Below are 25361 nucleotides of genomic sequence, written 5' to 3' on the forward strand. Positions count from 1 at the left end.
TCGTGGCCGCCGTCGCGATCTGGGCGGCCGTCTTCTACTGCGCCCTGGGTTAGTCCTGGTCGGGAGCGCCGAGAGGGAAATAGTTGCGATATGGCCGTGCCTCATCGAGCGCCCGCGCATAGGACGGCCGGGCCAGCAGGCGACGGCGATAGGCCCATAGATGGATGTGGTTCTCGGGGATCGCATGGGTCCAGTGGGCGTAGAGCAGGCCCGGCGCCGCGCCGCAGTCGGCCAGGGTGAAAACCTCGCCCGCCGCCCAGGTCCGGTCGGCCATGACGTCGTCGAGCCAGGCGTAGGCGGTCTCCAGTTTCGCCCGCGCCTCGGCCTCAGCGATGGGGTCCCGATCGGCCTCGGGCCGCAGGGCGTTGTAGATGATCCTCTGCTGGTTCGACTGGACGTGGTTGTCGAACACCCGGTCCATGAACCGCGTCTCCAGCGCCAGGGCGGGATCAGCCGGGATCAAAGGGGTTGCGGGGGCGATCTGGTCCAGCCGCTCGATGATGATCGAGGCCTCGGCGAAGCGGCGGTCGCCGTCCTTCAGCACCGGGAACTGACCGAAGGGCCATAACGCCGCGAGTTCGACCATCGCGCCTTGGTCTTCCAGCATCCGCTGCTCGAACGGCAGGTCCTTCTCGTAGAAGGCGACGATGGCCTTCTGGCAGTAGGACGAGAACGGGTGGCTGTAGAGAACGAGGTCGGTCAAAGGCGTTTCTCCATCCAGACATTGCAGCGGGCATAGGGAGTCGGTTGCGGCGGCAGATCGACGAAGCCGAACCTGCGATACAGAGCGATGGCATGCGTCTGGGCGCTGTTGGTCTCGAGATAGAGGCGCGGCGCGCCGGCCGACCGGGCGTGGGCCGCGCAGGCGTCCAGCAGTCGACGCCCGAGGCCGAGGCCCTGGCCGTCCGCCGCCACAGCCATCTTGCCGACCTCGTAGCCGCCGTCCGGCATGAGTATCAGCGAGCAGCAGCCGATCGCCTCACCATCCCGCTCGGCGATGAAGATCACGCCGCCCCCGGACAGGATCGACCCGTCCGGATCGTCGAGCACGAGCCGGTCCTTGGCCTCGATGGCGTAGCCACCGTCCAGAATCCAGTATTCGTTGAGGGCGATCCAGGCGGCGGCGTGATCTGGGCGGTAAGGGAGGATTTCGATGCTCATCAGCCTTACCGTGCACCGGCGCGCGAAAAAGCAAAAGAGCGGCCCGATCGCTCGGGCCGCCCTTTCAATAGCTCAACCGTGGCGTCGAAGCTTACGCTTCGTCGTCGCCCTCGATCGCATAGACCGGACCAGAGTCCAGGCCCTTGGCGTCGACGTCGCGATCGACGAACTCGATCACGGCCATCGGGGCGTTGTCGCCGTGGCGATAGCCGGCCTTCATGATGCGGATATAGCCGCCGTTGCGTTCGGCGTAGCGCGGGCCGATCGTTTCGAACAGCTTGCCGACCTGGGTCACGTCACGGACGTGGCTGATGGCCTGACGACGCGCATGAAGGTCGCCCTTCTTGCCGAGCGTGACCAGCTTTTCGACGAAGGGGCGAAGCTCCTTGGCCTTGGGCAGTGTGGTCGTGATCTGCTCGTGCTTGATCAGAGACGCAGCCATGTTGGCGAACATGGCGGTCCGGTGGCTGGCCGTACGGCCGAGCTTGCGATAGGCGGCGCCGTGGCGCATCGGGGTCTCTCCTACTCCGGCCCTGGTTTCCGTCTTACCGGACCCGTGACCGCATTATTCTAACCGCTCCAATGACCAACAAACGGTCCGGGCGGAGGGTTGAAACTAGATTTGGTCGTCAAACTTCTTGGCGAGGTCTTCGATGTTTTCCGGGGGCCAGTTCGGCACATCCATGCCGAGCGACAGACCCATGGAGGTCAGCACTTCCTTGATCTCGTTCAGCGACTTACGGCCGAAGTTCGGGGTGCGAAGCATTTCGCCCTCGGTCTTCTGGATCAGGTCGCCGATGTAGACGATGTTGTCGTTCTTCAGGCAGTTGGCCGAACGCACCGAAAGTTCCAGCTCGTCGACCTTCTTCAGCAGGGCCGGGTTGAACGGCAGATCGGGCTTGCCGTCAGTCGCTTCCACAGCCTTCTTCGGCTCGTCGAAGGTGATGAAGATCTGCAATTGGTCCTGCAGGATGCGCGAGGCGTAGGCCACGGCGTCCACAGGCGACACGGCGCCGTTGGTTTCGACTTCCAGCACCAGCTTGTCATAGTCCAGCGACTGACCCTGACGGGTTGGCTCGACGCGATAGGCGACGCGCTTGACCGGCGAATACAGGGCGTCGACGGCGATCAGGCCGATCGGGGCGTCTTCCGGACGGTTGAACTCCGAAGCGACATAGCCCTTGCCGTTCTGGACGGTCAGTTCCATGCGCACCGAAGCGCCGTCATCGAGCGTGCAAATGACGTGGTTCGGGTTCAGCACCTCGATATCCGCAGGGACGTCGATCTGGCCGGCGGTGACCGGGCCTGGGCCGGTGGCCTTCAGCGTCATGCGCTTGGGGCCCTCGGCGTGCATGCGCAGCGCCAGTTGCTTGATGTTCAGCACGATGTCGACGACGTCCTCACGCACGCCTTCCAGCGACGAGAATTCGTGCACGACGCCGTCGATCTGGATAGCGGTGACAGCGGCGCCTTGCAGCGACGACAGGAGCACGCGGCGCAGGGCGTTGCCAAGCGTCACGCCGAAACCGCGTTCGAGGGGCTCGGCCACCAGGCGCGCCTTGCGCTGGGCGTCAGAGCCGAATTCGATTTGCGGCTTCTCGGGACGAATCAGTTCTTGCCAGTTTCGTTCGATCATGGGTGTCCCTCGAATGGAGTTCGCCGGCCCCTCGCTACCTCGTCAGGTGCGTCCAGGGCCGGCGGAGAATAGGGTCGGCGTAGGCGGTGTTCGCTTAGACGCGGCGGCGCTTGGGCGGACGGCAACCGTTGTGCGGCATCGGCGTGACGTCGCGGATGGTCGTGATGGTCAGGCCGACCGACTGCAGGGCGCGGAGCGCCGACTCACGACCGGAACCCGGACCCGAGACGTTGACTTCCAGCGTCTTGACGCCGTGTTCCTGGGCCTTCTTGCCGGCGTCTTCGGCGGCCATCTGGGCGGCGTAGGGCGTAGATTTGCGCGAACCCTTGAAGCCCATGTGACCCGCCGACGACCACGAGATCGCGTTGCCCTGGGCATCCGTGATCGTGATCATGGTGTTGTTGAAAGACGCATTCACGTGGGCGACGCCCGAGGTGATGTTCTTGCGCTCGCGCTTCTTTACGCGACCCGGTTCCTTGGCCATGTGTCTGTCTTACTTCTTCTTGCCGGCGATCGGCTTGGCGGGACCCTTGCGGGTGCGGGCGTTGGTGTGCGTGCGCTGGCCGCGGACCGGCAGGCCCTTGCGGTGACGCAGGCCGCGGTAGCAGGCCAGGTCCATCAGACGCTTGATGTTCATCGACGTCTCGCGGCGCAGGTCGCCCTCGACGGTGTGATCCTTGTCGATGGTCTCGCGGATCTGCAGGACTTCGGCGTCCGTCAGTTGGTTGACGCGGCGGGCGGCTTCGATGCCCACCTTGCCCACAATGTCCTTGGCGGCGGCGGGGCCGATGCCGTGAATGTACTGAAGCGCGATTTCCACGCGCTTGTTGGTCGGGATGTTGACGCCAGCAATACGGGCCACGTAGCTCTCCAGATGCGCATGATCAGACGCAGAAACCGCTCCGGTCAACAGACCAGGAGCGTGCGCGTCTTTCGCGGAAGCCGACTTTATACAGGTGATTCAGCTTCCGTCAACCAGCGCTGTGACGGGTTCCGCCTCGGGGGCAGCCGGAAACGCGATGGCGACGATTTTCCAGCGTCCATCGACGGGTCGCCCACCCTGCTGTGGTGGCAGAAAGCGAAACTCGCGCGATCGCAGGAGGGCGGCTCTGCGATAGCCGGAGGGGCGCGGATGCTCTCCTATCACGCGGCAACCCGTCAGCCGCTGATCTAGACGTATCCGGCAACGCAGAATGACATGAGACTGACCGGCTTGCACCAACGCGGCCGACTGCACGTCCTGGGTGATGACCGCGCCGGCGGGTCCCTCGATGAGGACCGCATCCCTGCTCCCGGCCGCACCAGGCCCTGGTCCGGCCCCTATGCCGTCGCCGCTTACCGTCCCCGCCCCCGCCGATGACGACGGGCTGATCAGGGGCGCGAAGCCCAGCACCAGAGGCTGGAGGGGCGCGGGTTCAATAGGTGCGGTCAGCTCCACCGCATCCAGACGGGGTTCGGGCGCAAGATGGAGGGTCGAGGGTGCGGAGGCCGCGCCGCCACTGGAGGTCGGACTGTCGGAATCGGGGTTCGGCTTCATCGCGGGTCGCATCAGGACAACGTCGAATGCCCGGGTCGTCACCTCCGGGAGGACGGGAACCACACTGACGCCCAGCCAGATCAGCACGGCGACGTGAAGGGCCGTCACGGCGGCGCCGATTGCGGCTCGCCTGCGACGCTCGACATTGACCGCCCCGTTGACCGCCGCGCCGCCGTTCATCGCGCCCGTCCCTTAATTCCGAGAACGCCGGATGCTGGATCTCGGCGGCGAGACGGTCAAGTCCCCGGTCAGCAGTGCCAACAGGCCTCCGCACCTATCGGGCTGCCCGGTGGCGTGGGAGTCTCGACCCGGTTTGCCTCCAGCAGTTGATCCAGGCGTTCGCGATCCTGCAGCAGGGCGCCGAGCCAGCGGTCGTGCGCCCGCTGCACCGGATCAGCGGCGCGGGAGGCCGCCAGACGCCCGGCCAGCGTTTCCAGCCGGTCGGCGACCACGGCGGCCGTGGTCGCCGACACCGCACCGGACCGCAGCAGACCGGCCAGGGTCAGGGCCGTGCGAGCCTGGACACGGCGCGCGGGCTCGCCAAGGCGACCGGGAGCGGGCGCGAACACGGCCGTGGTCAGGCTGTCGATCGTCTCGGCGAGACCCAGGGCGGCCGGATCGCGGCGCCCCATGTCTGTGAGCCGCTCGACGCGTTGGGGCGCGAACAGGGCCTGGAGGGTGACGTCCGCCGCCGCCTCCGCCGCGCTGCCGGCGTCGAAGTTCCGGCCCTGGCGCGAGGCGAAGACCTCGATGTCGTGCTGCGGGTCGCTATCGCCCGACTGCTGGGCCGCCAGCAGGGCCAGAAGCGGGTCAGGCAGGTCGAGTTCAGCGGGCGACAGGGTCCCGATCAGGCCCGCCAGGGCCGCGCGCTGGATCGCGGCCGGAACCGCCGTCGCCGCTTCATGCCCGTCGCCGACGATGGGGTAGGCATAGTCCACGCCCGCCACCAGCTTGGCCACCGCGTCGACCTGGTAGCGGTGATACAGATAGATCGGCACCAGCCGCCGCCTCAGATCATTGACGGCCGAGCCGGCGGGCAGGTTGTCGAGTCCGAAATGTTCCAGGGCGACCCGGCGGACCTGCATCAGGTGATCCAGTTCGGCGACGGGGTCGGCGCCGTTGTCCCACAAACTGCCCCAGGCCTGGGCATCGCCGCCAATACGGGCGTCCGGATCGGACACGAAACGCCAGGTCGCCGCCCCTGCTGCGGCCCGGCGGTCCAGTTCAGCCGGACTGACATCGGCGTAGAGCCAGTCGATGGCGAACCGGTCCCAGCCGCCCATGCCGACCGAATAGGCGTCCGTGAAGTCCAGGCGGTCACCGTTCACCGCGACCTGGGGAACCGGATAGTCCATCACCGAGGCTCGATCCTGCGTCGAGGCGGCGAAATTGTGCAGCAGGCCTATGGCGTGGCCCACCTCGTGCGCCGACAGCTGGCGAATGCGGGCGAGCGCAATGGCCTGCGGATCGTTGGGGCCGCCCGCGCCGGTCTGGCCGGCGCCGACGAGACCTTCGAAGATCAGCATGTCCTGGCGGATGCGGAGGGAACCCAGAAGAACGCTGCCCTTGACGATCTCGCCCGTGCGCGGATCGACGACGCTCTGGCCGTAGGACCAGCTGCGCGTCGCGCGGTTGACCCAGTTGATGACGTTGTAGCGGGCGTCGAGCGGATCGACGCCCTCGGGCAGGACCTCGACGCGGAAGGCGTCGATATAGCCGGCTCGGTCGAAGGCGTCGGCCCACCACATGGCCCCCTCGACCAGGGCCGAGCGGATCGGCTCGGGCGCGGCGCGGTCGACGTAGAAGACGATGGGCTCGACCACGGTCGAACGGGCCGCAGACGGATCGGTCTTCACCAGCCGGAAGCGGTTGGCGAGGCGGCTGACAATCGGCTCGTCCAGCGGCGCGGAGAAGTCGGTCACGATAGTGCTGATCGCACCGGTGCGCGGATCATAGGGGCGCGGCGCATAGCCAGCGTCGGGCAGGCGGATGAAACTGTGGCGCACGGTGAAAGTCACCAGCCGAGCATCCGGCGCGATCTGGCGCAGCACCGGGCCGGGGCCATCGACGGAGAAGGTCAGCCGGGCCTCCATCTCGACATTGTCGGGGAAGGACTTCGCCTGCGACGCATCGACCATCGTCAGGTCGGCGACGGGACGCAGCGTCCCCTGCCCTGCCAGCCCCTGGACGATGCCGTGGGCGTCGCGGGTCACGAAACCGGAGATGTCGATGAGGACAGAACCGTCGGGCGCCGTGGCGACCACGTCCCCCGCCCAGATGGTCGAGCCGACGAAGGCGTCGCGCGCCGCCGCCTGCTCCTCGGCCGAGCCCGCCGGCGCGCGATAGCGGGGGTTCTCGAATTCGGCGACGACGCGTTTGCCGACACGGCGGAAGACAAGGATGTTGGTCGCCCCGATCTGTGCCCGGTCCAGCCCGGTTACGGCCGAGCCGACGCCGGTTCGCAACGCCGTGTGATGGATAACGCGCGCCAGAGTCCCGTCCGCTCCGGGCGCGGGCAGTTGCAGCAGAAGCTTGCCGGACGCCGCATCGGTGAACAGGGTCAGGAGGCCGTCCTGCCGCGTCAGGCCCTCGACACTCTCGGCATAGCTCACGGGGGTCGTTTGGGCGATCACGACCGAAGGGGCCATGCCGCCCATGGTCAATACCAGAGCGATCGCCGTCGCCGTCCCGCCGAACCTGAAAGTCATGGTCGCCCCCAACGCAAAATCTGCGCCCCATCTGGGGGTGATTGGGGAGCGGGTGTCAAACCGCCGGGGCTCTACTGGCGGCCGAAGTTGACCGTGACCGTCACGCGGAACCCGTCCACCGGCCGTCCCGATGCCGTCGTCGGCGGGCGGAAGCGGAAATGGGTCTCGGCGATCCGGACGGCGGCCTCACCGAAGCCGAAGCCGCCGGGAGATTCATCGACGACCCGGCAGCCCTCGAGTCGGGTGTCGGCGCGGATCACACAGTTGACCGCGCTTCGGCCCGACCGCCGCTGTCGCCGGGCTTCGGGCGGCACGAAGGCCAGGATCTCACCATTCGAGGCGCCTCGCAGGATGATCGGCCCCGAGCCCGAGCCCGGCCCGTCTCCTTCGCCCGTTCCTGATCCCGTCCCGGTCCCCTGCCCGCCCTGACCGAGGCCTGAGTTCAGACTGGCGGTAGGCGAGGCTCCGACGACCAGCGTCGGAGCGGCCGCGGGCGTCGGCGGGGCGACGGGCAGTTCGGGCGGAACCTCGGGAGGCTTGGGCGTGACATGGACGCGGGACGGCGCTGCGGGCGCGCCGCCGCCGGGAGCGACCTCGACCAGCGCGGGAGGCGGAGGCGGCGGAGGTGTGATGGGGCGGAACAGCTCGACGTCGATCGGCGTGCGCATGGGCACATCGATCGACTCAACCTGTCCCATGCCGACGGCGGCGAACAGGCCGGCATGGACCAGGACGACCAGCGCCACGGCGCCGGCCCGGGCCGCACTGCGGGCTCGCGGAGAGGATGGAGGATGTAACACGGCCGCTTCTACCATGCCCGGCTGAACGCGCAGGAATGCCGAAGGCTCAGCTCCGGTTCAGATCAGGACGCGTCGAGTGCGGTGTCGATGGCAATAGCCACCGTCTCGATCGAGCCCATGCCATCAACCTCGGTCAGCAATCCCTTGTCGCCGTAGTAGGGCAGCAGGGGCGCGGTGTTGCGGTTGTAGGCGTCCAGACGAACCTTGAAGCTCTCCGGATTGTCGTCCGGACGGCCTTGTTCGGCGAAGCGTTTGGAAATCCGATCCGTCAGGGCTGCGTCATCGACCTTGAGGCGGACAACCCGATCGATCTGCTTGCCCATCTTGGCCAACATGGCGTCGAGCGCCTCGGCCTGGGCGATCGTGCGCGGGAAGCCGTCGAAAATTGCGCCTCCGGCGTCTTCGGCTTCCTTCAGTCGGGCCTCGATCAGGGCGATGACGATGTCGTCGGCGATCAGACCGCCTTGCGCCATGATCTCCTTGCACTGCTGACCCAGTTCCGAGCCGGATGCGATCGCCTCGCGCAACATGTCGCCGGTCGACAGCTGGACCATGCCGCGCTGCTCGACCAGCCGCTTGGCCTGGGTGCCCTTGCCGGCCGCAGGGGGCCCGAACAGGATCAGGTTCATGTTCAGGCCCCTCCCCGGGCGCTCGGGCCCAAATCACGCAATGCGCGACAGCCCATCACAATGCTGGCTTAGCGGCGAACGGGCGTAGGCGCGCCTCGGCCGCCACGACCCCGCAGTCGGGCCTTCTTGATCAGGCCTTCGTACTGGTGAGCCAGCAGTTGAGACTGGATCTGAGCCACGGTGTCCATGGTCACCGACACGACGATCAGGATCGAGGTGCCGCCGAAGTACAGACTGTTGCCCATCTGGGCGACCATCAATTCCGGCAGGAGGCAGACGGCCGTGATGTAGGCAGCGCCGATCACGGTCAGGCGGGTCAGGACGTAGTCCAGATATTCCGCCGTGCGCTTGCCCGGACGGATGCCCGGCAGGAAGCCACCGTACTTCCTCAGGTTCTCGGCCGTGTCTTCAGGGTTGAAGGTGATCGAGGTGTAGAAGAAGCAGAAGAAGATGATCAAGCCGGCATACAGCAGCATGAACAGCGGCTGGCCATGGGTCAGCTGGGCGGTCACGAAGGGCAGCCAGCTCATCCATGCCGGCAGGTCGGCCGTGGCGGTCATCTGGGCGACCGTGGTCGGCAGCAGCAGCAGCGACGAGGCGAAGATCGGCGGGATGACCCCGGCGGTGTTCACCTTCAGCGGCAGGAACGAACGCTCGCCCCCGGCCATCCGGTTGCCTTCCTGGCGCTTCGGATACTGGATCAGAAGACGGCGCTGGGCGCGTTCCATGAAGACGATGAAGACGATCGTGGCCACGGCGAGGACGGCCAGGAACAGGAGGCCGAACGCTGAAATCTGACCCTGCTGGGCCAGTCCAAGCATCCGGGCGACGGTGCCCGGCAGAACCGCGACGATACCGGCGAAGATGATCAGCGAGATGCCGTTGCCGACCCCGCGCGCTGTCACCTGCTCACCCAGCCACATCAGGAACATGGTGCCGCCCGTCAGGGAGACGACCGTGGTGGCGATGAAGAAGATGCCGGGCTCGTCAATCAGGCCGGGCTGGGCGTTGAGGCCCGCCGCGATGCCGAACGACTGGGCCAGAGCCAAGAACACGGTCAGGTAACGGGTGTACTGGTTCAGCTGCTTGCGGCCGCTTTCGCCGCCTTCTTTTTTCAGCTTCTCCCACGGCGGATACACACTGCCCATCAGCTGGACGATGATCGAGGCCGAGATGTAGGGCGTCACATTCAGCGCGAAGACGGCCATCCGTTCCACGGCGCCGCCCGAGAACATGTTGAACATGTCCAGGACGCCGCGCTGTCCGTCCGGATCCTGGAAAAACTGCAGGAAGGCGGCGGAGTTGATGCCCGGGATCGGCACATAGGTACCGATGCGATAGACGAGAAGCGCGCCAAGCGTGAACAGCAGACGCTTGTGGAGCTCGGTCGCCTTCGCGAACGAGCCCATGTTCATATTGGCGGCGAGTTGTTCGGCGGCCGAAGCCATATGTCGTTACCCCGACTTGTCAGTACGCTGCGTCCGATCCGCTTTCGAATCCGACGCCTTCGTCCAGATAGGCGAAGGGCGGCCCCTTAGCGAGACCGCCCCCCACGCTTTATTGGGTTAAGCCTTGGCGGCCGTGCGGGTCGTGCGAGCCGAGATCTTGTTGGCATCGCCGCGCGGGGCCTTGGCAGCCGGAACCTTGCCCTTGGCGAGGTTGCGCTTCTCGACGCGCGCAGCGGCCTTGGCTTCAGCAGCGATCCGCTCCTGCACGACCGAGCCGCCTGCGGCTTCGATCGCCTTCACGGCGCCGGCCGAGGCCGACCAGACGACCAGGCTCAGCTTGGACTTGACCTCGCCGGTGCCCAGCAGACGGACGCCGTCCTTGACGCGACGGATCACGCCGGCGGCGACCAGGGCGTCGCCCTTGATCTCGCCCTTGATCTCCAGCTTGCCGCCGTCGATGGCGTCCTGCAGGCGCCACAGGTTCACTTCGGCCAGCTTGAGGGCGTTAGGATTGTTGAAGCCGCGCTTGGGCATACGCATGTACAGCGGCATCTGGCCGCCTTCGAAGCCGCCGATGGCGACGCCCGAACGGGACTTCTGGCCCTTGACGCCGCGACCGGCGGTCTTGCCCTTGCCCGAACCCGGGCCGCGGCCGACGCGCATGCGCTTCTTGTGGGCGCCTTCGTTGTCGCGAATTTCGTTCAGTTTCATGTGCCTGATCCTTTCGGGTGCTAGCGCCCGCTGTATCAGCGGACTCGGCTTGTTGGTCTCGGTCGTCTCCCTCCCCGTCCGGGGAGGGTGGTCGGCGAAGCCGACCGGGTGGGAACGGCAAGGCGAGCCGGGCCCAAATCTCTAAGGGACGCGCGCTATAGCGGCTCCCCCGACAGCAGTAAAGGCGGCTCGCCGAGCCGCCCCCACCCGGTCGCCCGAGGGCGACCTGCCCTCCCCCGAGGGGGAGGGAGATACAAACGGCTTACTTTTCGACGATCTCGGTCAGGTGGGCGACCTTGGCGATCATCCCGCGAACCGAAGGGGTGTCTTCCAGCGTGGACTCGCGGCCCATGCGGTTCAGACCCAGGCCCACCAGGGTGGCGCGCTGGTCGTTCTTGCGGCGGATCGGCGAACCGGTCTGCTTGACGGTGACCGTCTTGGCTTCTGACTTGGCCATGCTCAGGACTCCACGGCTTCAGGCGTCGAGGCGCCGTCGTTGCGGCGGCCCATCAGGTCGGAGACCTTCTTGCCACGCTTCGAGGCGACCTGGCGGGGCGAGGACTGAACTTTCAGCGCCTCGAACGTCGCCCGGATCATGTTGTAGGGGTTCGACGAGCCCGTGGACTTGGCGACCACGTCGGCGACGCCGAGGGTCTCCAGGACTGCGCGCATCGGACCGCCCGCGATCACGCCGGTTCCCGGAGGAGCCGCGCGCATCATGATCTTGCCGGCGCCCCAACGGCCGTTGCCATCGTGGTGCAGGGTGCGGTTTTCGCGCAGGGGAACGCGGATCATCGTCTTCTTGGCTTCTTCGGTCGCCTTGCGGATGGCTTCCGGCACTTCGCGCGCCTTGCCGTGACCGAAGCCCACGCGTCCCTTGCCGTCACCGACGACCATCAGGGCTGCGAAGGAGAAGCGACGGCCGCCTTTGACGGTGGCCGCGACGCGGTTGATGTGGACCAGCTTTTCGACGATGTCCGAATCCGGACCGTCGGCGGCAGGGCCGTTGCGGTTGTCGCGACGATTGCGGTCGTTGCCGCCGCCGCCGCGTTGAGGTGCTTGCGCCATCTGTGCGGTCCTTAGAAGTTCAGGCCGGCTTCACGCGCGGCATCCGCCAGCGCCTTCACCCGTCCGTGATAGATGTAGCCACCGCGGTCGAAGACCACATCGGTGACGCCCTTCTCGATGGCGCGCTGGGCGACCAGCTTGCCAATCGCGGCAGCCGCCTCGACGTTGGAGCCCTTGGACGTCCCGGCCTTGTCGCCTTCCAGCGACGAGGCGGAAGCCACGGTGATCCCCTTGAGATCGTCGATGATCTGGGCCGAGATGTTCTTGTCCGAACGATGCACGGACAGACGCAGGCGACCGTTGCCCATCGCCTTGAGCCGGCGACGGTTGCGATCGGTGCGGCGGACGGCTTTTTGCTTGAGAGTCGTTGCCATGACCTACTTCTTCTTGCCTTCCTTGCGCCGCACCTTCTCGCCCGAATAACGGACGCCCTTGCCCTTGTAGGGCTCGGGGGGACGCAGCTTGCGGATGTTGGCGGCCAGTTCGCCGACGACCTGCTTGTCGTTGCCGGAGATGCGGATTTCGGTCTGCTTGGGCACGGTGAAGGTGACGCCGGCCGGGGCCTTGACGTCGACTTCGTGCGAGAAGCCCAGTTGCAGCGACAGGTCCGAACCCTTCAGGGCGGCGCGATAACCGACGCCGACCAGTTCGAGCACCCGCTCGAAACCGTCCGTGACGCCGACGACCATGTTGTCGACCAGAGTGCGCGACAGACCCCACATCGCGCTGGCGCGTTGCGAGTCGTTACGGGCGACCAGGTTGATCTCGCCGTCTTCGAACTTGACCTCGATCTCGTCAGCGACGGTCCAGGAGCGTTCGCCCTTGGGACCCTTCACCGAGACGGTCTGGCCGTCGATGGTGACCGTGACAGCCTTGGGCACCGTGATGGTGCGTTTTCCGATACGGGACATCTTTAGTAGACCCTGCAGAGGACTTCGCCACCGACGTTCGCGTCGCGGGCTGCGGTGTCGGACATGACACCCTTTGAAGTCGAAAGGATCGAGATGCCCAGACCGTTCTTGACCGGCTTCAGGTCAGTGATCGCCGAATAGACGCGGCGGCCCGGCTTGGACACGCGAGCGATCTCGGCGATGACCGGCTGGCCGTCGAAGTACTTGAGCTCGATCTCGAACTGCGGGAATTCGCCGGGGTTCTGAACCAGCGAATAGCCGCGGATGTAGCCTTCGTCCTGCAGCACGTCGAGGACGCGCTGGCGCAGACGGGAGGCCGGGGTGAGCACTTTGGAACGCTTGCGCATGGCCGCGTTCTTCATGCGAGCGATCATGTCGCTCAGGGGATCGTTGATCATCATGTCTGTTCGCTCCCCTTACCAGCTGGACTTCGTCAGGCCCGGGATCTGTCCCAGGTTGCCGAGTTCGCGCAGCGCGATCCGGCTCATCTTGAGCTTGCGATAGAAGGCCCGCGGACGGCCCGTCACTTCGCAGCGGTTGCGGATCCGGACGGCGGCCGAGTTACGCGGCAGCTCGGCCAGCTTCAGGCGGGCGTCGAAACGCTCTTCCAGAGGCAGGCTCTCGTCGTTGGCGGTCGCCTTGAGGGCGGCCCGCTTCGCGGCATACTTCGCAACAAGGGCTTTCACCATCTCGTTGCGGTTTACGGCGCTTTTCTTTGCCATTTTGCTTTTCCCTTCCCGCTCAGTTCTTCACGAACGGGAACTTGAACTCGGTCAGAAGCGCGCGCGCCTCGTCGTCTGTCCTGGCCGTGGTGCAGACGATGATGTCCATGCCCCACATCTGGTCGATCTGGTCGTAGTTGATCTCGGGGAACACGATGTGTTCCTTTAGCCCCATGGCGTAGTTGCCGCGACCGTCGAACGACGTCGGCTTGAGACCACGGAAGTCCTTCACGCGCGGCAGGGCGATCGTGATCAGACGGTCCAGGAACTCATACATCTGGTCGCCGCGCAGGGTGACCTTGCCGCCGATGACCATGCCTTCGCGCAGCTTGAAGCCGGCGATGGAGTTACGGGCCTTGGTCGGCACCGCCTTCTGGCCGGCGATGGCCGTCAGATCCTTGAGGGCCGCATTGGCCTTCTTGGAGTCGGCGACGGCTTCACCGATGCCCATGTTCAGGACGATCTTGTCCAGACGCGGCATCTGCATCGGGTTGGTGTAACCGAACTTCTCGGTCATCACGCCCTTGATGCGGGTGTTGAACTCGTCCTTCAGACGAGGGGTGTATTTGGTATCGGCCATCAGATGACGTCTCCCGTCGTCTTGGCGAAGCGAACCTTCTTGTCGCCTTCCATGCGGAAGCCGACGCGGCTCGCCTTGCCGTTGGCGTCGGCGATCGCGACGTTCGACAGGTGAAGCGTGGCTTCCTTGTTCTTGATGCCGCCCTGGGGGTCGCCCTGGGTCGGACGCGTGTGGCGCTGGACCATGTTCACGCCCTGGACCAGGACGCGGTTTTCGGTCGGCAGCACCTTGGTGACTTCACCGGTGCGGCCCTTGTCCTTGCCGGCGAGGACGACGACGCGATCGCCCTTTTTGATCTTGGCGGCCATGACTACAGGACCTCCGGAGCGAGCGAGATGATCTTCATGTGGTTCTTGGCGCGCAGTTCACGGGGAACCGGGCCGAAGATCCGCGTGCCGACCGGCTCGTTCTGCTTGTTGACGATGACGGCGGCGGACTTGTCGAAGCGAATGACGGAACCGTCCTTGCGCTGGATGTCCTTGGCGGTGCGCACGACGATGGCGCGAACCACTTCACCCTTTTTGACGCGGCCACGAGGAATCGCTTCCTTGACCGAGGCGACAATAGTGTCGCCCACCGAGGCGTAGCGACGCTTAGCGCCGCCGAGCACCTTGATGCACATGACCCGGCGAGCACCCGAATTATCGGCTACCTCCAGGTTAGTTTGCATCTGGATCATAGTGTCAGATCCCTCTGATTACGACGCCGAGGCCGGGGTGTCCTTCGAGAGGACCTCCCAGCGCTTCAGCTTGGACTTCGGGGCGCACTCACGGATGCGGGCGATGTCACCTTCCTTGAAGGCGTTCGCTTCGTCGTGGGCGTGGTACTTCTTGGAGAGGCGCACGATCTTTTTCATGACCGGGTGCAGCAGCGTGCGTTGGACGACGACGACGACGGTCTTGTCGCCTTTGTCGGACACGACCACGCCTTCGAGGATTCGCTTGGGCATAGTGTTTCCTTACGAGGCCGACCGCTTCTCACGCAGAAGCGTCGAGATGCGGGCGATGTCTTTGCGCACTTCACCAACGCGGTGAGTTTTTTCCATCTGGCCGGTGGCGGCCTGGAAGCGCAGGTTGAACTGCTCCTTTTTCAGGGACAGCAGCTGGTCGCCCAGCTGATCGGGGGTCTGGACCCGGAGGTCGGCGATCTTGGTCATGCGCCTACGTGCTCCACATGGGCGACGCCGGCGTCGAGGCGGGTGACCACCTTGGTGCGGACCGGCAGCTTGGCGGCGCCCAGACGCAGGGCTTCGCGAGCCACGTCGTCGGCGACGCCGTCGATTTCAAACAGGATCCGGCCCGGGTGGCAGCGCGCCGCCCAGTGATCCACGGCGCCCTTGCCCTTGCCCATGCGGACTTCGGCAGGCTTGCCCGAGACGGGAACGTCCGGGAAAACGCGGATCCAGACACGGCCCTGACGCTTCATCTGGCGGGTGATCGCGCGGCGGGCCGCCTCGATCTGACGCGCAGTGATGCGTTCCGGCTCAAGCGTCTTCAGGCCATACGAACCGAAGTTCAGCGAGAAGCCACCCTTGGCGGCGCCGTGGATACGGCCCTTGAAGGCCTTCCGGTACTTGGTTTTCTTAGGCTGCAGCATTTTCCCTAGCCCTCACGGCCACGGCGGGGACCACGGTCACCGCGCGGGCCACCACGTTCGCGGCCTTCGTTGGACGACGGACCGGCGGCTTCCAGAGCCCAGCGCTTGTCCTGGGCCATCGGATCGTGCTCGAGCACTTCACCTTTGAACACCCAGACCTTCACGCCGATGATGCCGTAGGTCGTCTTGGCCTGAATGAAGCCGTAGTCGATGTCGGCGCGCAGGGTGTGCAGCGGCACACGGCCTTCGCGATACCATTCCATCCGCGCGATTTCGGCACCGCCGAGGCGACCCGACACGTTGATGCGAACGCCCTTGGCGCCGAGACGCATGGCCGACTGCATGGCGCGCTTCATCGCGCGGCGGAACGCGATACGGCGTTCCAGCTGCTGGGCGATGTTCTCGGCAATCAGCTGGGCGTCGGTTTCGGGCTTGCGGACCTCGACGATGTTCAGGTGAACTTCGCCTTCGGTACGGGCGGAGATGTCCTTGCGGAGCTTCTCGATGTCAGCGCCCTTCTTGCCGATCACGACACCCGGACGGGCGGCGTAGATCGTCACGCGGCATTTCTTGTGCGGACGCTCGATGATGATGCGCGACACGCCGGCGGCGTTCAGGCGTTCCTTGAGCCACGTGCGCAGCTTCAGGTCCTGGTGCAGCAGACGGGCGTAGGTCGGGCCGTCGGCGAACCAGCGGCTGTCCCAGGTACGGTTCACGCCGAGGCGGAAACCGATCGGATTGATTTTCTGACCCATATCAGGCGGCCTCGCCGGCTTCACGGACCACGATAGTGATCTCGCTGAACGGTTTCAGGATACGCGACGAGCGGCCACGAGCACGGCTCGCGAAACGCTTCATCACCAGGTTCTTGCCCACGAAGGCCTCGGACACGATCAGGTTGTCGATATCGAGGTTGTGGTTGTTCTCGGCGTTCGAAACCGCCGAATACAGAACCTTGCGGACGTCGTCCGAGATGCGCTTGCGGCTGAACTCGAGTTCGTTCAGCGCCTTTTGCACCGGCAGACCACGGATCGACTGGGCAACCAGGTTCAGCTTCTGAGGGCTGATCCGGACGTTCACCAGTTTGGCGCGGGCTTCGGTCGGACCGACGCGGCGTGTGTTGTTCGTCTTTGGCATCTTACTTCCGCTTCGCCTTCTTGTCCGCGGCGTGGCCGGGGAACGAACGGGTGGGCGAGAACTCGCCCAGCTTCATGCCAACCATGTCCTCGTTCACATGCACGGGGACGTGCTTGTGACCGTTGTGGACGCCGAAAGTCAGGCCCACGAACTGCGGCAGGATGGTTGAGCGGCGCGACCAGGTCTTGATCACGTCCTTGCGGCCCGACGTCGAAACGGCGTCGGCCTTCTTGAGCAGATACCCGTCGACAAACGGGCCTTTCCAGGAGGAGCGAGCCATCTTTAGCGAGCCTTCTTGAGGTGACGGCTACGGATGATGAAACGATCCGTAGACTTGTTCTTGCGGGTGCGCGAACCCTTGGTGTCCTTGCCCCACGGCGTAACCGGGGTACGACCGCCAGAGGTCTTGCCTTCACCACCGCCGTGGGGGTGATCGACCGGGTTCATGGCGACGCCGCGAACGTGCGGACGGAAGCCCATGTGACGGACGCGACCGGCCTTGCCCATGTTCTGGTTCATGTGGTCGGCGTTAGAAACGGCGCCCACCGTGGCCATGCAGCCGTCCAGAACCATGCGCAGTTCGCCGGAGCCGAGGCGGATCTGGGCGTAGCCCTGATCGCGACCGACCAGCTGGGCATAGGCGCCGGCCGAACGGGCCAGCTGGGCGCCCTTGCCCGGCTTCATCTCCACGCAGTGGATGATAGTGCCGACGGGGATGGAGCGCAGCGGCATGGCGTTGCCAGGCTTAACGTCCGTCTTTTCGCCGGCCACGATCGTGTCGCCCGCCTTCAGGCGTTGCGGCGCGACGATGTAGGCCTTTTCGCCGTCCTCATAGGTGATGAGGGCGATGAAGGCGGTGCGGTTGGGGTCATACTCCAACCGTTCGACGGTCGCGGTCTGGAACTTACGACGCTTGAAGTCGATCTTGCGATACAGGCGCTTGGCGCCGCCGCCGCGGAAGCGAACAGCGATGCGACCGCCCTGACCACGTCCGCCCGACTTGGTCAGGCCTTCGGTCAGCGACTTTTCGGGACGGCCCTTGAAGAGCTCCGAACGGTCGATCAGCACAAGGGCGCGACGGCCCGGCGAAGTCGGATTGTATGTTTTCAAGGCCATCTGATCAGAGCCCCGTGGTGACGTCGATCGACTGGCCGTCGGCCAGCGTCACGATCGCTTTTTTGATGTCGACCCGACGGCCCATGATGCCGCGGAAGCGCTTGGTCTTGCCCTTTTGAACCAGGGTGTTGACCTTCAGGACGTTGACCTTGAACAGGCTTTCGACCGCAGCTGCGATCTCGTCCTTGGTCGAGGTTCCGGCAACGCGGAACACGACCTTGTTTTGCTCCGACAGGATCGTCGCCTTCTCGGTGATGATCGGCGACAGGATGGTGTCGTAGTGTTTGGCGGTGGGTTGGGCAGCCATTACGCGGCGTCCTTCTCGGCTTGCTCGCGACGCGACGGCTTGAAGTCGGCGTAGCGGGCTTCGATGGCTTCGACGGCGGCCTTCGAGAGGACCAGCTTGTCGGCGCGCAGGATGTCATAGACGTTCAGGCCGGCGTTCGGCAGCACGTGGATCTGCGGGATGTTCCGCGAGGCCAGCGCAAAGTTCGCGTCGACTTCGGGACCGGCGATGATCAGCGTCCGGGTCCAGCCCAGCTTGCCGAAGGTCTCGCGCAGAGCAGCGGTCTTGGCGTCCTTGACCGTCAGGGCGTCGACGACGACCAGGTCGCCCGACTTCGCCTTGGAAGACAGGGCGTGACGCAGGGCCAGGGCGCGAACCTTCTTGGGAAGGTCGAAGCCGTGATCGCGGACGATCGGGCCGAAGGCGCGCGAACCGCCGACGAACTGCGGTGCACGGCGCGAACCGTGACGAGCGCCGCCGGTGCCCTTCTGCTTGTACATCTTCTTGCCCGTACGAGAGTTCTCGTTGCGGGTTTGAACCTTGTGGGTGCCGGCGCGGCGCTTGGCCAACTGCCAGTTGACGTAACGGGCCAGAAGGTCGCCGCGAATGTCGGTGATGCCGAAAACGGCGTCCGACAGTTCAACGTCGCCCAGGGCCTTGCCGTCGAGGTTGATGCTCGAAAGTTTCATGCTTCACCGCCTTCGACGGTCTCGACCGCTGCCGGCTCTTCAGCAGGCGTTTCGGCCGGAGCGGCTGCAGCGCCGCCCTTGGTCTTGAACGAGCCGGGGAACGGCAGGTCGGCGGACGGCTTCTTGTGCGCGTCGCGAACCTTGACCCACGAGCCCTCGTGGCCGGGGACAGCGCCCTTGACCAGGATCAGGCCGCGCTCGGCGTCGACACGGACGATGGTCAGGTTCTGGGTGGTGATCGTCTCGTTACCGAGCTGACCCGCCATCTTCTTGCCCTTGAACGTCTTGCCCGGGTCCTGGCGTTGGCCGGTGGAACCCAGCGACCGGTGCGACACGGACACACCGTGCGACGCCCGCAGACCGCTGAAGTTCCAGCGCTTCATGCCGCCCTGGAAGCCCTTGCCGATCGTCTCGCCCTGGATGTCGACCTTCTGGCCGACCACGAAGTGGTCTGCCGTGAGGGTCGCTCCGACGTCGATCATGGCGTCGTCCGACACGCGGAACTCCATGACGACGTGCTTGGGCTCGACTTCCGCCGTGGCGAAGGTCGTGCGTTGAGCCTTATTCGTATTTTTTGCCTTCTTGGCCCCGGCGCCCAGTTGCAGGGCGACGTAGCCGTCCCGCTCCTGAGTGCGTTGGCCGACGACCTGACAGTCGTCGAGCTGAAGCACAGTGACCGGAACGTGCGCGCCGTCTTCGGCGAACACGCGGGTCATGCCCAGCTTCTTGGCGATCACGCCCGTGCGCATATCGGATCCCGCCTTTGTTTCTTTAAATCTTGATCTCGACGTCCACACCGGCGGACAGGTCGAGCTTCATGAGCGCGTCCACGGTCTGCGGGGTGGGGTCGACGATGTCTAGGACACGCTTGTGCGTGCGGATTTCAAACTGCTCGCGCGACTTCTTGTCGACGTGCGGCGAGCGGTTCACGGTGAACTTTTCGATCAGGGTCGGCAGCGGGATCGGACCACGTACAGTGGCGCCCGTGCGCTTGGCCGTATTCACGATTTCGCGCGTCGAAAAGTCGAGGACGCGGTGATCGAAGGCCTTGAGCCTGATGCGGATGCTTTGATCCATATCGGTCGTATTTCCCAAGCAGGCGAACCTGCGTCCCTGTGAACCATTTCAAAGACCGGAGGCCTTCAGGCACGAATGCCTTCAGAGTACGCACGTCCGCAAAAACGATCGGCCCACGCAGTCGCCCGCGAGAGCCGTTGAAGTCCCAGGTCGCTGCAAAGAACAGGTCCGAGGTCGTTCCTGCGGACTGCGTCTGCGGTTTCCCGCACAGCCAGTCCAACAAGAGTTGGCGCTTATGACGATTGATTCCGTTTTGGTCAAGCGGCCCGGACCGTTACGGGCGACTTTCTCTCGTTTCGGAGACGAGCAGTTCGCCGGTCAACTCCCGTTTGATAGTAAGACGGCCCGGGCGGTTCCACTCGCCCAGGCCGCCTCCTTGTCAGCAGACTGAGTTCAGGAGGCTCAGTTGCCGATTCGCACTCGGCCGCCGCCCATGACGGATTGGGAGACCGAGCCCGTGACCCGGCCTACGCGGACGTCGCCGCCGCCCACCAAGCTGGCGTCCAGGCTGGCGACTGTGCCTGTGACTGTGATGTTGCCCGAGCCGGCGATGGAAGCGTCCAGCGGCCCGGCATCGCCCGTGATGGTGATGTCGCCCGAGCCGCCGACGGCCGCGTCGACCTCGCTCGGCCTGCCACCGTTGACACGGATGTCACCCGAACCGCCGATGGCGGCGTCGACCTTGCCCGTGGCGCTGGCTACGATGATGGTTCCCGAACCGCCGATGGAGGCGTCGAGGTTACCAGTCGCCCCGGCCGCGATGTTGCCGGAGCCGCCGATCGAGGCTTCCAGGCTGCTCGAGGTCCCGGCGCGGATACTGCCCGATCCACCGATCGACAGGTCGGCCGAGCCCGCGGTGTTGGCCACGGTCCAGTCGCCGCAACCGCCGCTGCCCAGTTCGATCGAGGTCGCGCCGCGACCGATCGAGCCGAACACGGCGGAGTCTTCGGTGGAGATGTCCACGGTGGGCGGTGTGCGGACGACGATCAGGGGAGCGGCGGACAGGTTGACCCGGCCGTGCTCGCGCACCTCCACGGACGCGCCCTCCCCCGGCTGACGGGCGTCGGCGGGGCCGCTTTCGCAGCGGCGGAAGGCGCGACGGCCGAGGTTGCCGTTGATGCGGACCTCGTCGCCGGAGCGGGTCACGGTCGGCAGGGGCAGGCCGCCCGAGCCCGGCTCGATCTCGACGGCGATGTCGGTGCGGTTTTCGACGATCACCACCACGCGCGCGGCGGCGTAGCGAATGCGAACTTCGCGGTCGGCCCTGGCCGAGGCCGGGGCTGCGGCGCCGAGGGCGGCCAGCAGGGCGACGGATGCGGCGGCAGTTACGAAAGCTCTCATGACGTGGTTCCTCTCCAAGGCTTGAAGCGAACCTGACCCCGGGATGAACGGAAGTCAGTTTAACTCGACGTCATGACCTCGAATTAATCCGGGCCCAAGTTTTCCCTCCCACTCGGGGGAGGGTGGTCGAAGCGTAGCGGAGACCGGGTGGGGCCGGCTTGGCGAGGCCCCCCGCACAGGGCTGCACTCGTTCGCTCTGCCGCCCCCACCCGCTCGCTACGCGACCACCCTCCCCCGAGTGGGAGGGAAAAGTCTGTCACGCACGCAAGGCCCCCGCCCCGTCGGCCGCGCCGACTTCAGGGGTGAAATCGCGCTCGAAATGCTCGATCCGGCTCTTGAGGCCACCGACGCGACGCAGGGCCAGAGACGCGGCCCAGCGGGCGGCGAGTTCGGGTGTAGACATGGCGTCGGTGAACCGCGGACGCCCTCCCCGGCTGCGGATCACGGCATTGGTGTAGATGGCCCCGTTGCGGAACCGCGTCGGCCAGGTCTGGAAATCCATCGACAGGCTGACGCAGAACCTGTCGAGATTCTCGACCCGGTGCGGCGCATAGAGCGGCCAGGTCAGGGCCTCGCCGGGCTCCAGATCCATGACCTGGGCGTCCGCCTCGAAGGCGCGGGTGTAGGGCAGTTCCTCGGTCGTCTGGCGGGCCACGACCTGCTCCATCGCCGTCTCCGGCAGATGGGTCTCGTCACCCGGATAGATGAAGAGGCGTTTGCGGCCGCGCAGGTGGAACAACACCACCCCGGCGGCGTCGAAATGATAGGGCACCCTAGCGACCGGCGACGAGATGATCAGCTGGCCGGCGTTGGTCACAGCCTTCATGCCGGGATAGGTGGCCTGGATCGTGGCGAACTCGCCCATGGCAGCCTGCCACAGGTCGGGACAGCCGGCCTCGGCCTGACGCAGGTTGACCCACAGACGCCCGGCCTGGACCGCCGCCAGAAGCTGGTCGCCCGACAGGCCGCCGCGCGCGCCGGTGCGCAGGCTGACCTGCCCCTCGTCGTCGTAGTCGTACAGGTTGATGTCGAACAGTTCGGCCGGATAGCGGTGCAGGATCTGAGCCAGCGCCTCGTCGGTGGCGAAGCCCTGGTCGACGAGGGCGTGCGGGTGCTTCTTCGCCTGATCGATCGGGCCGGGATAGCGGGTGCGCCGGGTCTGGCTGGGGGTCTGGCTCATGCTCATCTCGATCAGGCGGCCTGGGGGGCGCTCTTGACCTTCTTCATGGCCGCGCCGGCGGCGGCGACCGCACCCATCAGGCGGTTGGCGGATGTGGTCTCGCAGGCCTCAATGGCGGCCCAGCGACGCCGCACGCTGGTGCGCAGCCGCTCGCCCTGCCCACCCGCGGCGGTGTTCAGGAGGCCCACGGCCGCGTCAGACAGCATGGAGCCGACGCCTGGCTTCACGATCACCGCCTCGCGCACCGTCTGGGTCGCGTTGCAGAAATATTTCTTGTAGCCCTCGCCGCCGAAGCCGAAGTCGAAGACCCGGAACCCGGCATCGCAGCCCAGCCGCATCGTATCCATAGTCAGGAGAATGCCGGGCGAGCAGCGCGCCAGCGCAGGCTCATAGGCCGGGAACCAGAAATGGTAGCGGTCGCCGGCGTGCAGCGAATATTCGATGGCGGTCAGCCTGTCCCCGGCCCACAGCGCCGCCATCGAGGCGCCGAAATCCTCGTGCTCCGAGGCCATCAGGGCGTGCAGCAGATCACGCGTCCAGCCGCAGGCGAAGATGTCGTGCCGACCCGTGCGGGCATACTGGTCGCGCTTCAGCCCGATCAGCTGATCCAGCAGCGCCGGATCGGTCAGGCCGCGCTGGACCCGGATCGGCCCCAGCTCCGCCTCGAGGCTACGGCGCGCCCGTTCCTTGTCCTTGAAATATTTGCCCCAGGTCTGGCGACGCTCGACGTACCAGGCGTCAAACCCCTCCTCGGGCGTGACCGTCATCAGGGTCTCGCGCAGTTCGCCCGCGCCCGACGGTCCGACCCAGGCCGAGACGTTCAGCCGGGGCGCATTCAGCAGGGCCGCGACGGTGGCCAGGGACGGCGCCTCGCCCGGCATGGCGATGACGCCGTGATAGTCATTCATGGGCGCCCCGAGCGGCTGGATCGCCGATCCGCGCCGCTGGTGCGGGAAATAGCCGATGGTGCGCCCGCCCCGGCTGAAGATCGCCACGGCGGCGTCGGGGCTGATCCGGGCGGCGATCTCGGTGAACTCCCAGCGGAAATAGGGGCTGGACAGATCGGGGTTGGCCTCGACCATGGCGCGCCACAGCACCCGGTCCGCGACCGTCAACTGGTCCGCCTTTACGACCTCGATATGTAGCGTTCCGGGCATGCAAGTCTCCGACCCACGCCCATGAGCAAGGCGCGTTCCTGTCTCAGGTCTAGCCCACGTCCCGTTTCGCGACGGTGTAATGGCATGGTGAACAAAAGCCTGCCTTGGAGCCGCCGCGCGTCTGGGGCGTTGTGTCGGCCATCAGGAGCTTGAGCATGACCGACCCCGCCCGACCGCCGCGCCAGACCGAGGACGAGAACCAGCGCCCAGCCGGCGACGGCCAGCCGCCGCGGCCCGCGACCGAACCCGTGGGATCGAAGGGATCGAGCAACTCCGGCGAGACGGCGACGGATCCTGCGACGGGCAAGCCGAACGGGTAATGGCGTTACCGGGGCCCTGTCTTCTCATCGTCGCGTAGCGACGGGGAGGTGGATTCGGAGCGAAGCGGAGGAGACGGAGGGGTCCTCGCCGCACGAAGACCCCCTCCGTCCGCTCGCGAAGGGCTCGCGTCCACCTCCCCATCGCTACCCGACAGGGAGGAGAAATCCGCGTCGTCCACTTCGCGTGGCTTCACGCGCACCAACTCGCCATCCCGGGTGATGTGGAACCCCCTTACCGGGCCCTGGTCTTCGAGACTCTCCGCGAATTCAGAGTCCAGATAGTTCCTAGAGTCCGGCTCGGCCTCCTCGGCCTCGATATCGCGGGCGCGCTGGCGGATGTGGAACTTGCGGACCTCTTCCTCCTCGGCCCAACGGCGCAGTTCGGCCTCGCGGACCTCGATGATCTCGGCAACCTTGTGCCAGCGCATGAACTCGGCCGAATCCCCGCGCAGGACCGCGCGCATCATCCGCCCCTCGGCGACGCCCGACAGTTCGCCCCATTCGATCAGGTCGAGATTTCCGCAAATACGCTCTTCGAGAATACGGCCCTCGTCCCAGGGATCGAGCGACTGAGGCGGGATCCAGGGCTGGTCCGAGCGCCGCCAACCCTCGCGAGCCGCCCGGTTTCGCAAGGCCGACAGGCTCACACCGTGCCGCCGGCAGCAGTCGGGCCCCGACAGACCGGCGAGATAGTCCGCCTTCACCGTCTCCCAGACCTCCTCAGGAACGACCTGTCGGCCGGTGTTTGTCGCCTGATCATCCATATCCGTGCCTCCGCAAAAGGACCGGACAGTGTGAGGCCGTTTCAGGGGGTGATGGGTATAAGGGCTTTAAATAGAGCCGGGTGTTGTTTCGATTGAGGAAATCGGACCATCCGTTGATGGGTATGGCAGGTTCCCTTCTCCCCTTGCGGGAGAAGGTGGCAGCCGAAGGCTGACGGATGAGGGGTCGTACCGGCGGCTGACAGGAGGGTTGGCTGGGCCGACTTCGAGCATCAGCGTGACCCCTCATCCGCCCCTGCGGGGCACCTTCTCCCGCAAGGGGAGAAGGGAAAGAAAAAGGCCCCGCCGGATTGCTCCAGCGGGGCCTCATTCAACTCAATTCATCGCTGGACCGTCGTATTCGCTACTCGAGGATCTTGGCGACGACGCCGGCGCCGACGGTGCGGCCGCCTTCACGGATGGCGAAGCGCAGGCCCTGGTCCATGGCGATCGGGGTGATCAGTTCGACGTTCAGCTCGGCGTTGTCGCCGGGCATGATCATCTCGACGCCTTCCTTCAACTGAACGATGCCGGTCACGTCCGTGGTGCGGAAGTAGAACTGCGGGCGGTAGTTGGTGAAGAACGGGGTGTGACGGCCGCCCTCTTCCTTGTTCAGGATGTAGGCTTCGGCGACGAACTTGGTGTGGGGCGTGATGGAGCCCGGCTTGCACAGGACCTGGCCGCGCTCGACGTCTTCACGCTTGGTGCCGCGCAGCAGCACGCCGACGTTATCGCCCGCCTGGCCCTGGTCCAGCAGCTTGCGGAACATTTCCACGCCCGTGCAGGTCGT

38 protein-coding genes are annotated in these 25361 nt (G+C 65.8%); 1 reads left to right on the forward strand and 37 read right to left on the reverse strand.

Translation table 11 applies throughout. The annotated features are described in order from the left end of the window. Nucleotides 1-49: 49 nt before the first annotated feature. The 35 genes from ACP7AZ_RS03255 to ACP7AZ_RS03425 form a co-directional block, all read right to left on the reverse strand. The gene (locus ACP7AZ_RS03255) at nucleotides 50-703 is read right to left on the reverse strand and encodes a glutathione S-transferase family protein (protein WP_426035998.1); all 654 of its coding nucleotides are present in this window, start codon (nucleotides 701-703) and stop codon (nucleotides 50-52) included. Continuing rightward, entirely contained in the window at nucleotides 700-1161 is a 462-nt protein-coding gene (locus ACP7AZ_RS03260; RefSeq protein WP_426036000.1) for a GNAT family N-acetyltransferase, read from the reverse strand. Before ACP7AZ_RS03260 ends, ACP7AZ_RS03255 begins: the two co-directional genes overlap by 4 nt. A 91-nt stretch (nucleotides 1162-1252) precedes the next feature. Continuing rightward, the gene (rplQ, locus tag ACP7AZ_RS03265) at nucleotides 1253-1672 is read right to left on the reverse strand and encodes a 50S ribosomal protein L17 (RefSeq protein ID WP_303695910.1); all 420 of its coding nucleotides are present in this window, start codon (nucleotides 1670-1672) and stop codon (nucleotides 1253-1255) included. 105 nt (nucleotides 1673-1777) lie between these two features. Further along, the gene (locus ACP7AZ_RS03270) at nucleotides 1778-2797 is read right to left on the reverse strand and encodes a DNA-directed RNA polymerase subunit alpha (RefSeq protein WP_426036002.1); all 1020 of its coding nucleotides are present in this window, start codon (nucleotides 2795-2797) and stop codon (nucleotides 1778-1780) included. A 94-nt stretch (nucleotides 2798-2891) separates the two neighbouring features. Continuing rightward, nucleotides 2892-3281, reverse strand: coding sequence for a 30S ribosomal protein S11 (gene rpsK, locus ACP7AZ_RS03275; protein ID WP_013268944.1), 390 nt, complete (start codon nucleotides 3279-3281; stop codon nucleotides 2892-2894). A 9-nt stretch (nucleotides 3282-3290) separates the two neighbouring features. Next, on the reverse strand, nucleotides 3291-3659 hold the full coding sequence (gene rpsM / locus ACP7AZ_RS03280; protein WP_425991014.1) for a 30S ribosomal protein S13: 369 nt from the start codon (nucleotides 3657-3659) through the stop codon (nucleotides 3291-3293). Between the two features lie 99 nt (nucleotides 3660-3758). After that, entirely contained in the window at nucleotides 3759-4514 is a 756-nt protein-coding gene (locus ACP7AZ_RS03285) for a hypothetical protein (protein WP_426036004.1), read from the reverse strand. Nucleotides 4515-4582: 68 nt separating this feature from the next. Continuing rightward, nucleotides 4583-7042 (reverse strand): zinc-dependent metalloprotease, encoded by a 2460-nt coding sequence (locus tag ACP7AZ_RS03290; RefSeq protein WP_426036006.1) that lies wholly within the window; start codon nucleotides 7040-7042, stop codon nucleotides 4583-4585. 71 nt (nucleotides 7043-7113) lie between these two features. Next, nucleotides 7114-7842, reverse strand: coding sequence for a TonB family protein (locus tag ACP7AZ_RS03295; RefSeq protein ID WP_426036008.1), 729 nt, complete (start codon nucleotides 7840-7842; stop codon nucleotides 7114-7116). Between the two features lie 62 nt (nucleotides 7843-7904). Beyond that, nucleotides 7905-8471, reverse strand: a complete 567-nt coding sequence (locus tag ACP7AZ_RS03300) for an adenylate kinase (protein ID WP_426036010.1) — start codon at nucleotides 8469-8471, stop codon at nucleotides 7905-7907. A gap of 68 nt (nucleotides 8472-8539) precedes the next feature. After that, nucleotides 8540-9919, reverse strand: a complete 1380-nt coding sequence (secY, locus tag ACP7AZ_RS03305; RefSeq protein ID WP_426036012.1) for a preprotein translocase subunit SecY — start codon at nucleotides 9917-9919, stop codon at nucleotides 8540-8542. Between the two features lie 117 nt (nucleotides 9920-10036). Further along, a complete protein-coding gene (rplO, locus tag ACP7AZ_RS03310) occupies nucleotides 10037-10630 on the reverse strand; it encodes a 50S ribosomal protein L15 (RefSeq protein ID WP_426036014.1) in 594 nt (197 codons plus the stop codon). A gap of 262 nt (nucleotides 10631-10892) precedes the next feature. Further along, entirely contained in the window at nucleotides 10893-11087 is a 195-nt protein-coding gene (gene rpmD, locus ACP7AZ_RS03315; protein WP_425990979.1) for a 50S ribosomal protein L30, read from the reverse strand. A 2-nt stretch (nucleotides 11088-11089) separates the two neighbouring features. Then, a complete protein-coding gene (gene rpsE / locus ACP7AZ_RS03320; protein ID WP_303697172.1) occupies nucleotides 11090-11698 on the reverse strand; it encodes a 30S ribosomal protein S5 in 609 nt (202 codons plus the stop codon). Between the two features lie 11 nt (nucleotides 11699-11709). Beyond that, nucleotides 11710-12072: a 50S ribosomal protein L18 gene (rplR, locus tag ACP7AZ_RS03325; RefSeq protein ID WP_303697171.1), complete on the reverse strand. Its 363-nt coding sequence runs from the start codon at nucleotides 12070-12072 to the stop codon at nucleotides 11710-11712. Nucleotides 12073-12075: 3 nt separating this feature from the next. Beyond that, on the reverse strand, nucleotides 12076-12609 hold the full coding sequence (rplF, locus tag ACP7AZ_RS03330) for a 50S ribosomal protein L6 (RefSeq protein WP_426036016.1): 534 nt from the start codon (nucleotides 12607-12609) through the stop codon (nucleotides 12076-12078). A gap of 2 nt (nucleotides 12610-12611) precedes the next feature. Further along, nucleotides 12612-13010, reverse strand: a complete 399-nt coding sequence (gene rpsH / locus ACP7AZ_RS03335) for a 30S ribosomal protein S8 (protein WP_303697169.1) — start codon at nucleotides 13008-13010, stop codon at nucleotides 12612-12614. 15 nt (nucleotides 13011-13025) lie between these two features. Further along, a complete protein-coding gene (gene rpsN, locus ACP7AZ_RS03340) occupies nucleotides 13026-13331 on the reverse strand; it encodes a 30S ribosomal protein S14 (RefSeq protein ID WP_131249458.1) in 306 nt (101 codons plus the stop codon). A 19-nt stretch (nucleotides 13332-13350) separates the two neighbouring features. Next, complete coding sequence (gene rplE, locus ACP7AZ_RS03345; protein ID WP_303697168.1) at nucleotides 13351-13911, reverse strand: 50S ribosomal protein L5; 561 nt, start codon at nucleotides 13909-13911, stop codon at nucleotides 13351-13353. After that, nucleotides 13911-14219 (reverse strand): 50S ribosomal protein L24, encoded by a 309-nt coding sequence (rplX, locus tag ACP7AZ_RS03350; RefSeq protein ID WP_425990986.1) that lies wholly within the window; start codon nucleotides 14217-14219, stop codon nucleotides 13911-13913. Before rplX ends, rplE begins: the two co-directional genes overlap by 1 nt. Nucleotides 14220-14221: 2 nt before the next feature. Further along, entirely contained in the window at nucleotides 14222-14590 is a 369-nt protein-coding gene (rplN, locus tag ACP7AZ_RS03355; RefSeq protein ID WP_077354965.1) for a 50S ribosomal protein L14, read from the reverse strand. A gap of 18 nt (nucleotides 14591-14608) precedes the next feature. Then, on the reverse strand, nucleotides 14609-14860 hold the full coding sequence (gene rpsQ / locus ACP7AZ_RS03360) for a 30S ribosomal protein S17 (RefSeq protein ID WP_303697165.1): 252 nt from the start codon (nucleotides 14858-14860) through the stop codon (nucleotides 14609-14611). 9 nt (nucleotides 14861-14869) lie between these two features. Further along, complete coding sequence (rpmC, locus tag ACP7AZ_RS03365) at nucleotides 14870-15067, reverse strand: 50S ribosomal protein L29 (RefSeq protein ID WP_303697164.1); 198 nt, start codon at nucleotides 15065-15067, stop codon at nucleotides 14870-14872. Continuing rightward, nucleotides 15064-15507: a 50S ribosomal protein L16 gene (gene rplP, locus ACP7AZ_RS03370; protein WP_303697163.1), complete on the reverse strand. Its 444-nt coding sequence runs from the start codon at nucleotides 15505-15507 to the stop codon at nucleotides 15064-15066. Before rplP ends, rpmC begins: the two co-directional genes overlap by 4 nt. 5 nt (nucleotides 15508-15512) lie before the next feature. After that, nucleotides 15513-16262: a 30S ribosomal protein S3 gene (rpsC, locus tag ACP7AZ_RS03375; RefSeq protein ID WP_303697162.1), complete on the reverse strand. Its 750-nt coding sequence runs from the start codon at nucleotides 16260-16262 to the stop codon at nucleotides 15513-15515. A gap of 1 nt (nucleotide 16263) precedes the next feature. Then, entirely contained in the window at nucleotides 16264-16644 is a 381-nt protein-coding gene (gene rplV, locus ACP7AZ_RS03380; protein ID WP_303697161.1) for a 50S ribosomal protein L22, read from the reverse strand. A 1-nt stretch (nucleotide 16645) separates the two neighbouring features. Next, nucleotides 16646-16924, reverse strand: coding sequence for a 30S ribosomal protein S19 (gene rpsS, locus ACP7AZ_RS03385; protein WP_013268924.1), 279 nt, complete (start codon nucleotides 16922-16924; stop codon nucleotides 16646-16648). A gap of 2 nt (nucleotides 16925-16926) precedes the next feature. Next, complete coding sequence (rplB, locus tag ACP7AZ_RS03390; protein WP_303697160.1) at nucleotides 16927-17760, reverse strand: 50S ribosomal protein L2; 834 nt, start codon at nucleotides 17758-17760, stop codon at nucleotides 16927-16929. Nucleotides 17761-17764: 4 nt separating this feature from the next. Further along, nucleotides 17765-18067 (reverse strand): 50S ribosomal protein L23, encoded by a 303-nt coding sequence (locus tag ACP7AZ_RS03395; RefSeq protein WP_298158548.1) that lies wholly within the window; start codon nucleotides 18065-18067, stop codon nucleotides 17765-17767. Beyond that, nucleotides 18067-18735 carry a 50S ribosomal protein L4 gene (rplD, locus tag ACP7AZ_RS03400; RefSeq protein ID WP_426036019.1) on the reverse strand — a complete coding sequence of 223 codons (669 nt, stop codon included), beginning with the start codon at nucleotides 18733-18735 and terminating at the stop codon, nucleotides 18067-18069. The genes ACP7AZ_RS03395 and rplD overlap by 1 nt, the downstream gene beginning before the upstream one ends. After that, on the reverse strand, nucleotides 18732-19484 hold the full coding sequence (gene rplC / locus ACP7AZ_RS03405; RefSeq protein ID WP_426036021.1) for a 50S ribosomal protein L3: 753 nt from the start codon (nucleotides 19482-19484) through the stop codon (nucleotides 18732-18734). Before rplC ends, rplD begins: the two co-directional genes overlap by 4 nt. Nucleotides 19485-19506: 22 nt before the next feature. Beyond that, nucleotides 19507-19812: a 30S ribosomal protein S10 gene (gene rpsJ / locus ACP7AZ_RS03410; RefSeq protein WP_003164367.1), complete on the reverse strand. Its 306-nt coding sequence runs from the start codon at nucleotides 19810-19812 to the stop codon at nucleotides 19507-19509. 402 nt (nucleotides 19813-20214) lie between these two features. Then, nucleotides 20215-21153: a GIN domain-containing protein gene (locus ACP7AZ_RS03415; RefSeq protein WP_426036023.1), complete on the reverse strand. Its 939-nt coding sequence runs from the start codon at nucleotides 21151-21153 to the stop codon at nucleotides 20215-20217. Between the two features lie 256 nt (nucleotides 21154-21409). Beyond that, the gene (locus ACP7AZ_RS03420) at nucleotides 21410-22333 is read right to left on the reverse strand and encodes a cupin-like domain-containing protein (protein ID WP_426036025.1); all 924 of its coding nucleotides are present in this window, start codon (nucleotides 22331-22333) and stop codon (nucleotides 21410-21412) included. Between the two features lie 11 nt (nucleotides 22334-22344). Next, nucleotides 22345-23490: a GNAT family N-acetyltransferase gene (locus ACP7AZ_RS03425; RefSeq protein WP_426036027.1), complete on the reverse strand. Its 1146-nt coding sequence runs from the start codon at nucleotides 23488-23490 to the stop codon at nucleotides 22345-22347. A 155-nt stretch (nucleotides 23491-23645) separates the two neighbouring features. Here ACP7AZ_RS03425 and ACP7AZ_RS03430 point away from each other — a divergent pair, with 155 nt between their 5' ends. After that, a complete protein-coding gene (locus tag ACP7AZ_RS03430; RefSeq protein ID WP_426036029.1) occupies nucleotides 23646-23810 on the forward strand; it encodes a hypothetical protein in 165 nt (54 codons plus the stop codon). Between the two features lie 5 nt (nucleotides 23811-23815). Here the strand turns inward: ACP7AZ_RS03430 and ACP7AZ_RS03435 are convergent, their stop codons facing one another. Next, nucleotides 23816-24574, reverse strand: a complete 759-nt coding sequence (locus ACP7AZ_RS03435; RefSeq protein WP_426036031.1) for a hypothetical protein — start codon at nucleotides 24572-24574, stop codon at nucleotides 23816-23818. Between the two features lie 361 nt (nucleotides 24575-24935). Continuing rightward, the coding region (locus ACP7AZ_RS03440) for an EF-Tu/IF-2/RF-3 family GTPase (RefSeq protein WP_426036033.1) at nucleotides 24936-25361 on the reverse strand (426 nt) is incomplete at its 5' end.

It is taken from the genome of Brevundimonas sp. DC300-4 (genome assembly GCF_049897365.1).
In the GTDB taxonomy this organism is placed as follows: Bacteria; Pseudomonadota; Alphaproteobacteria; order Caulobacterales; family Caulobacteraceae; genus Brevundimonas.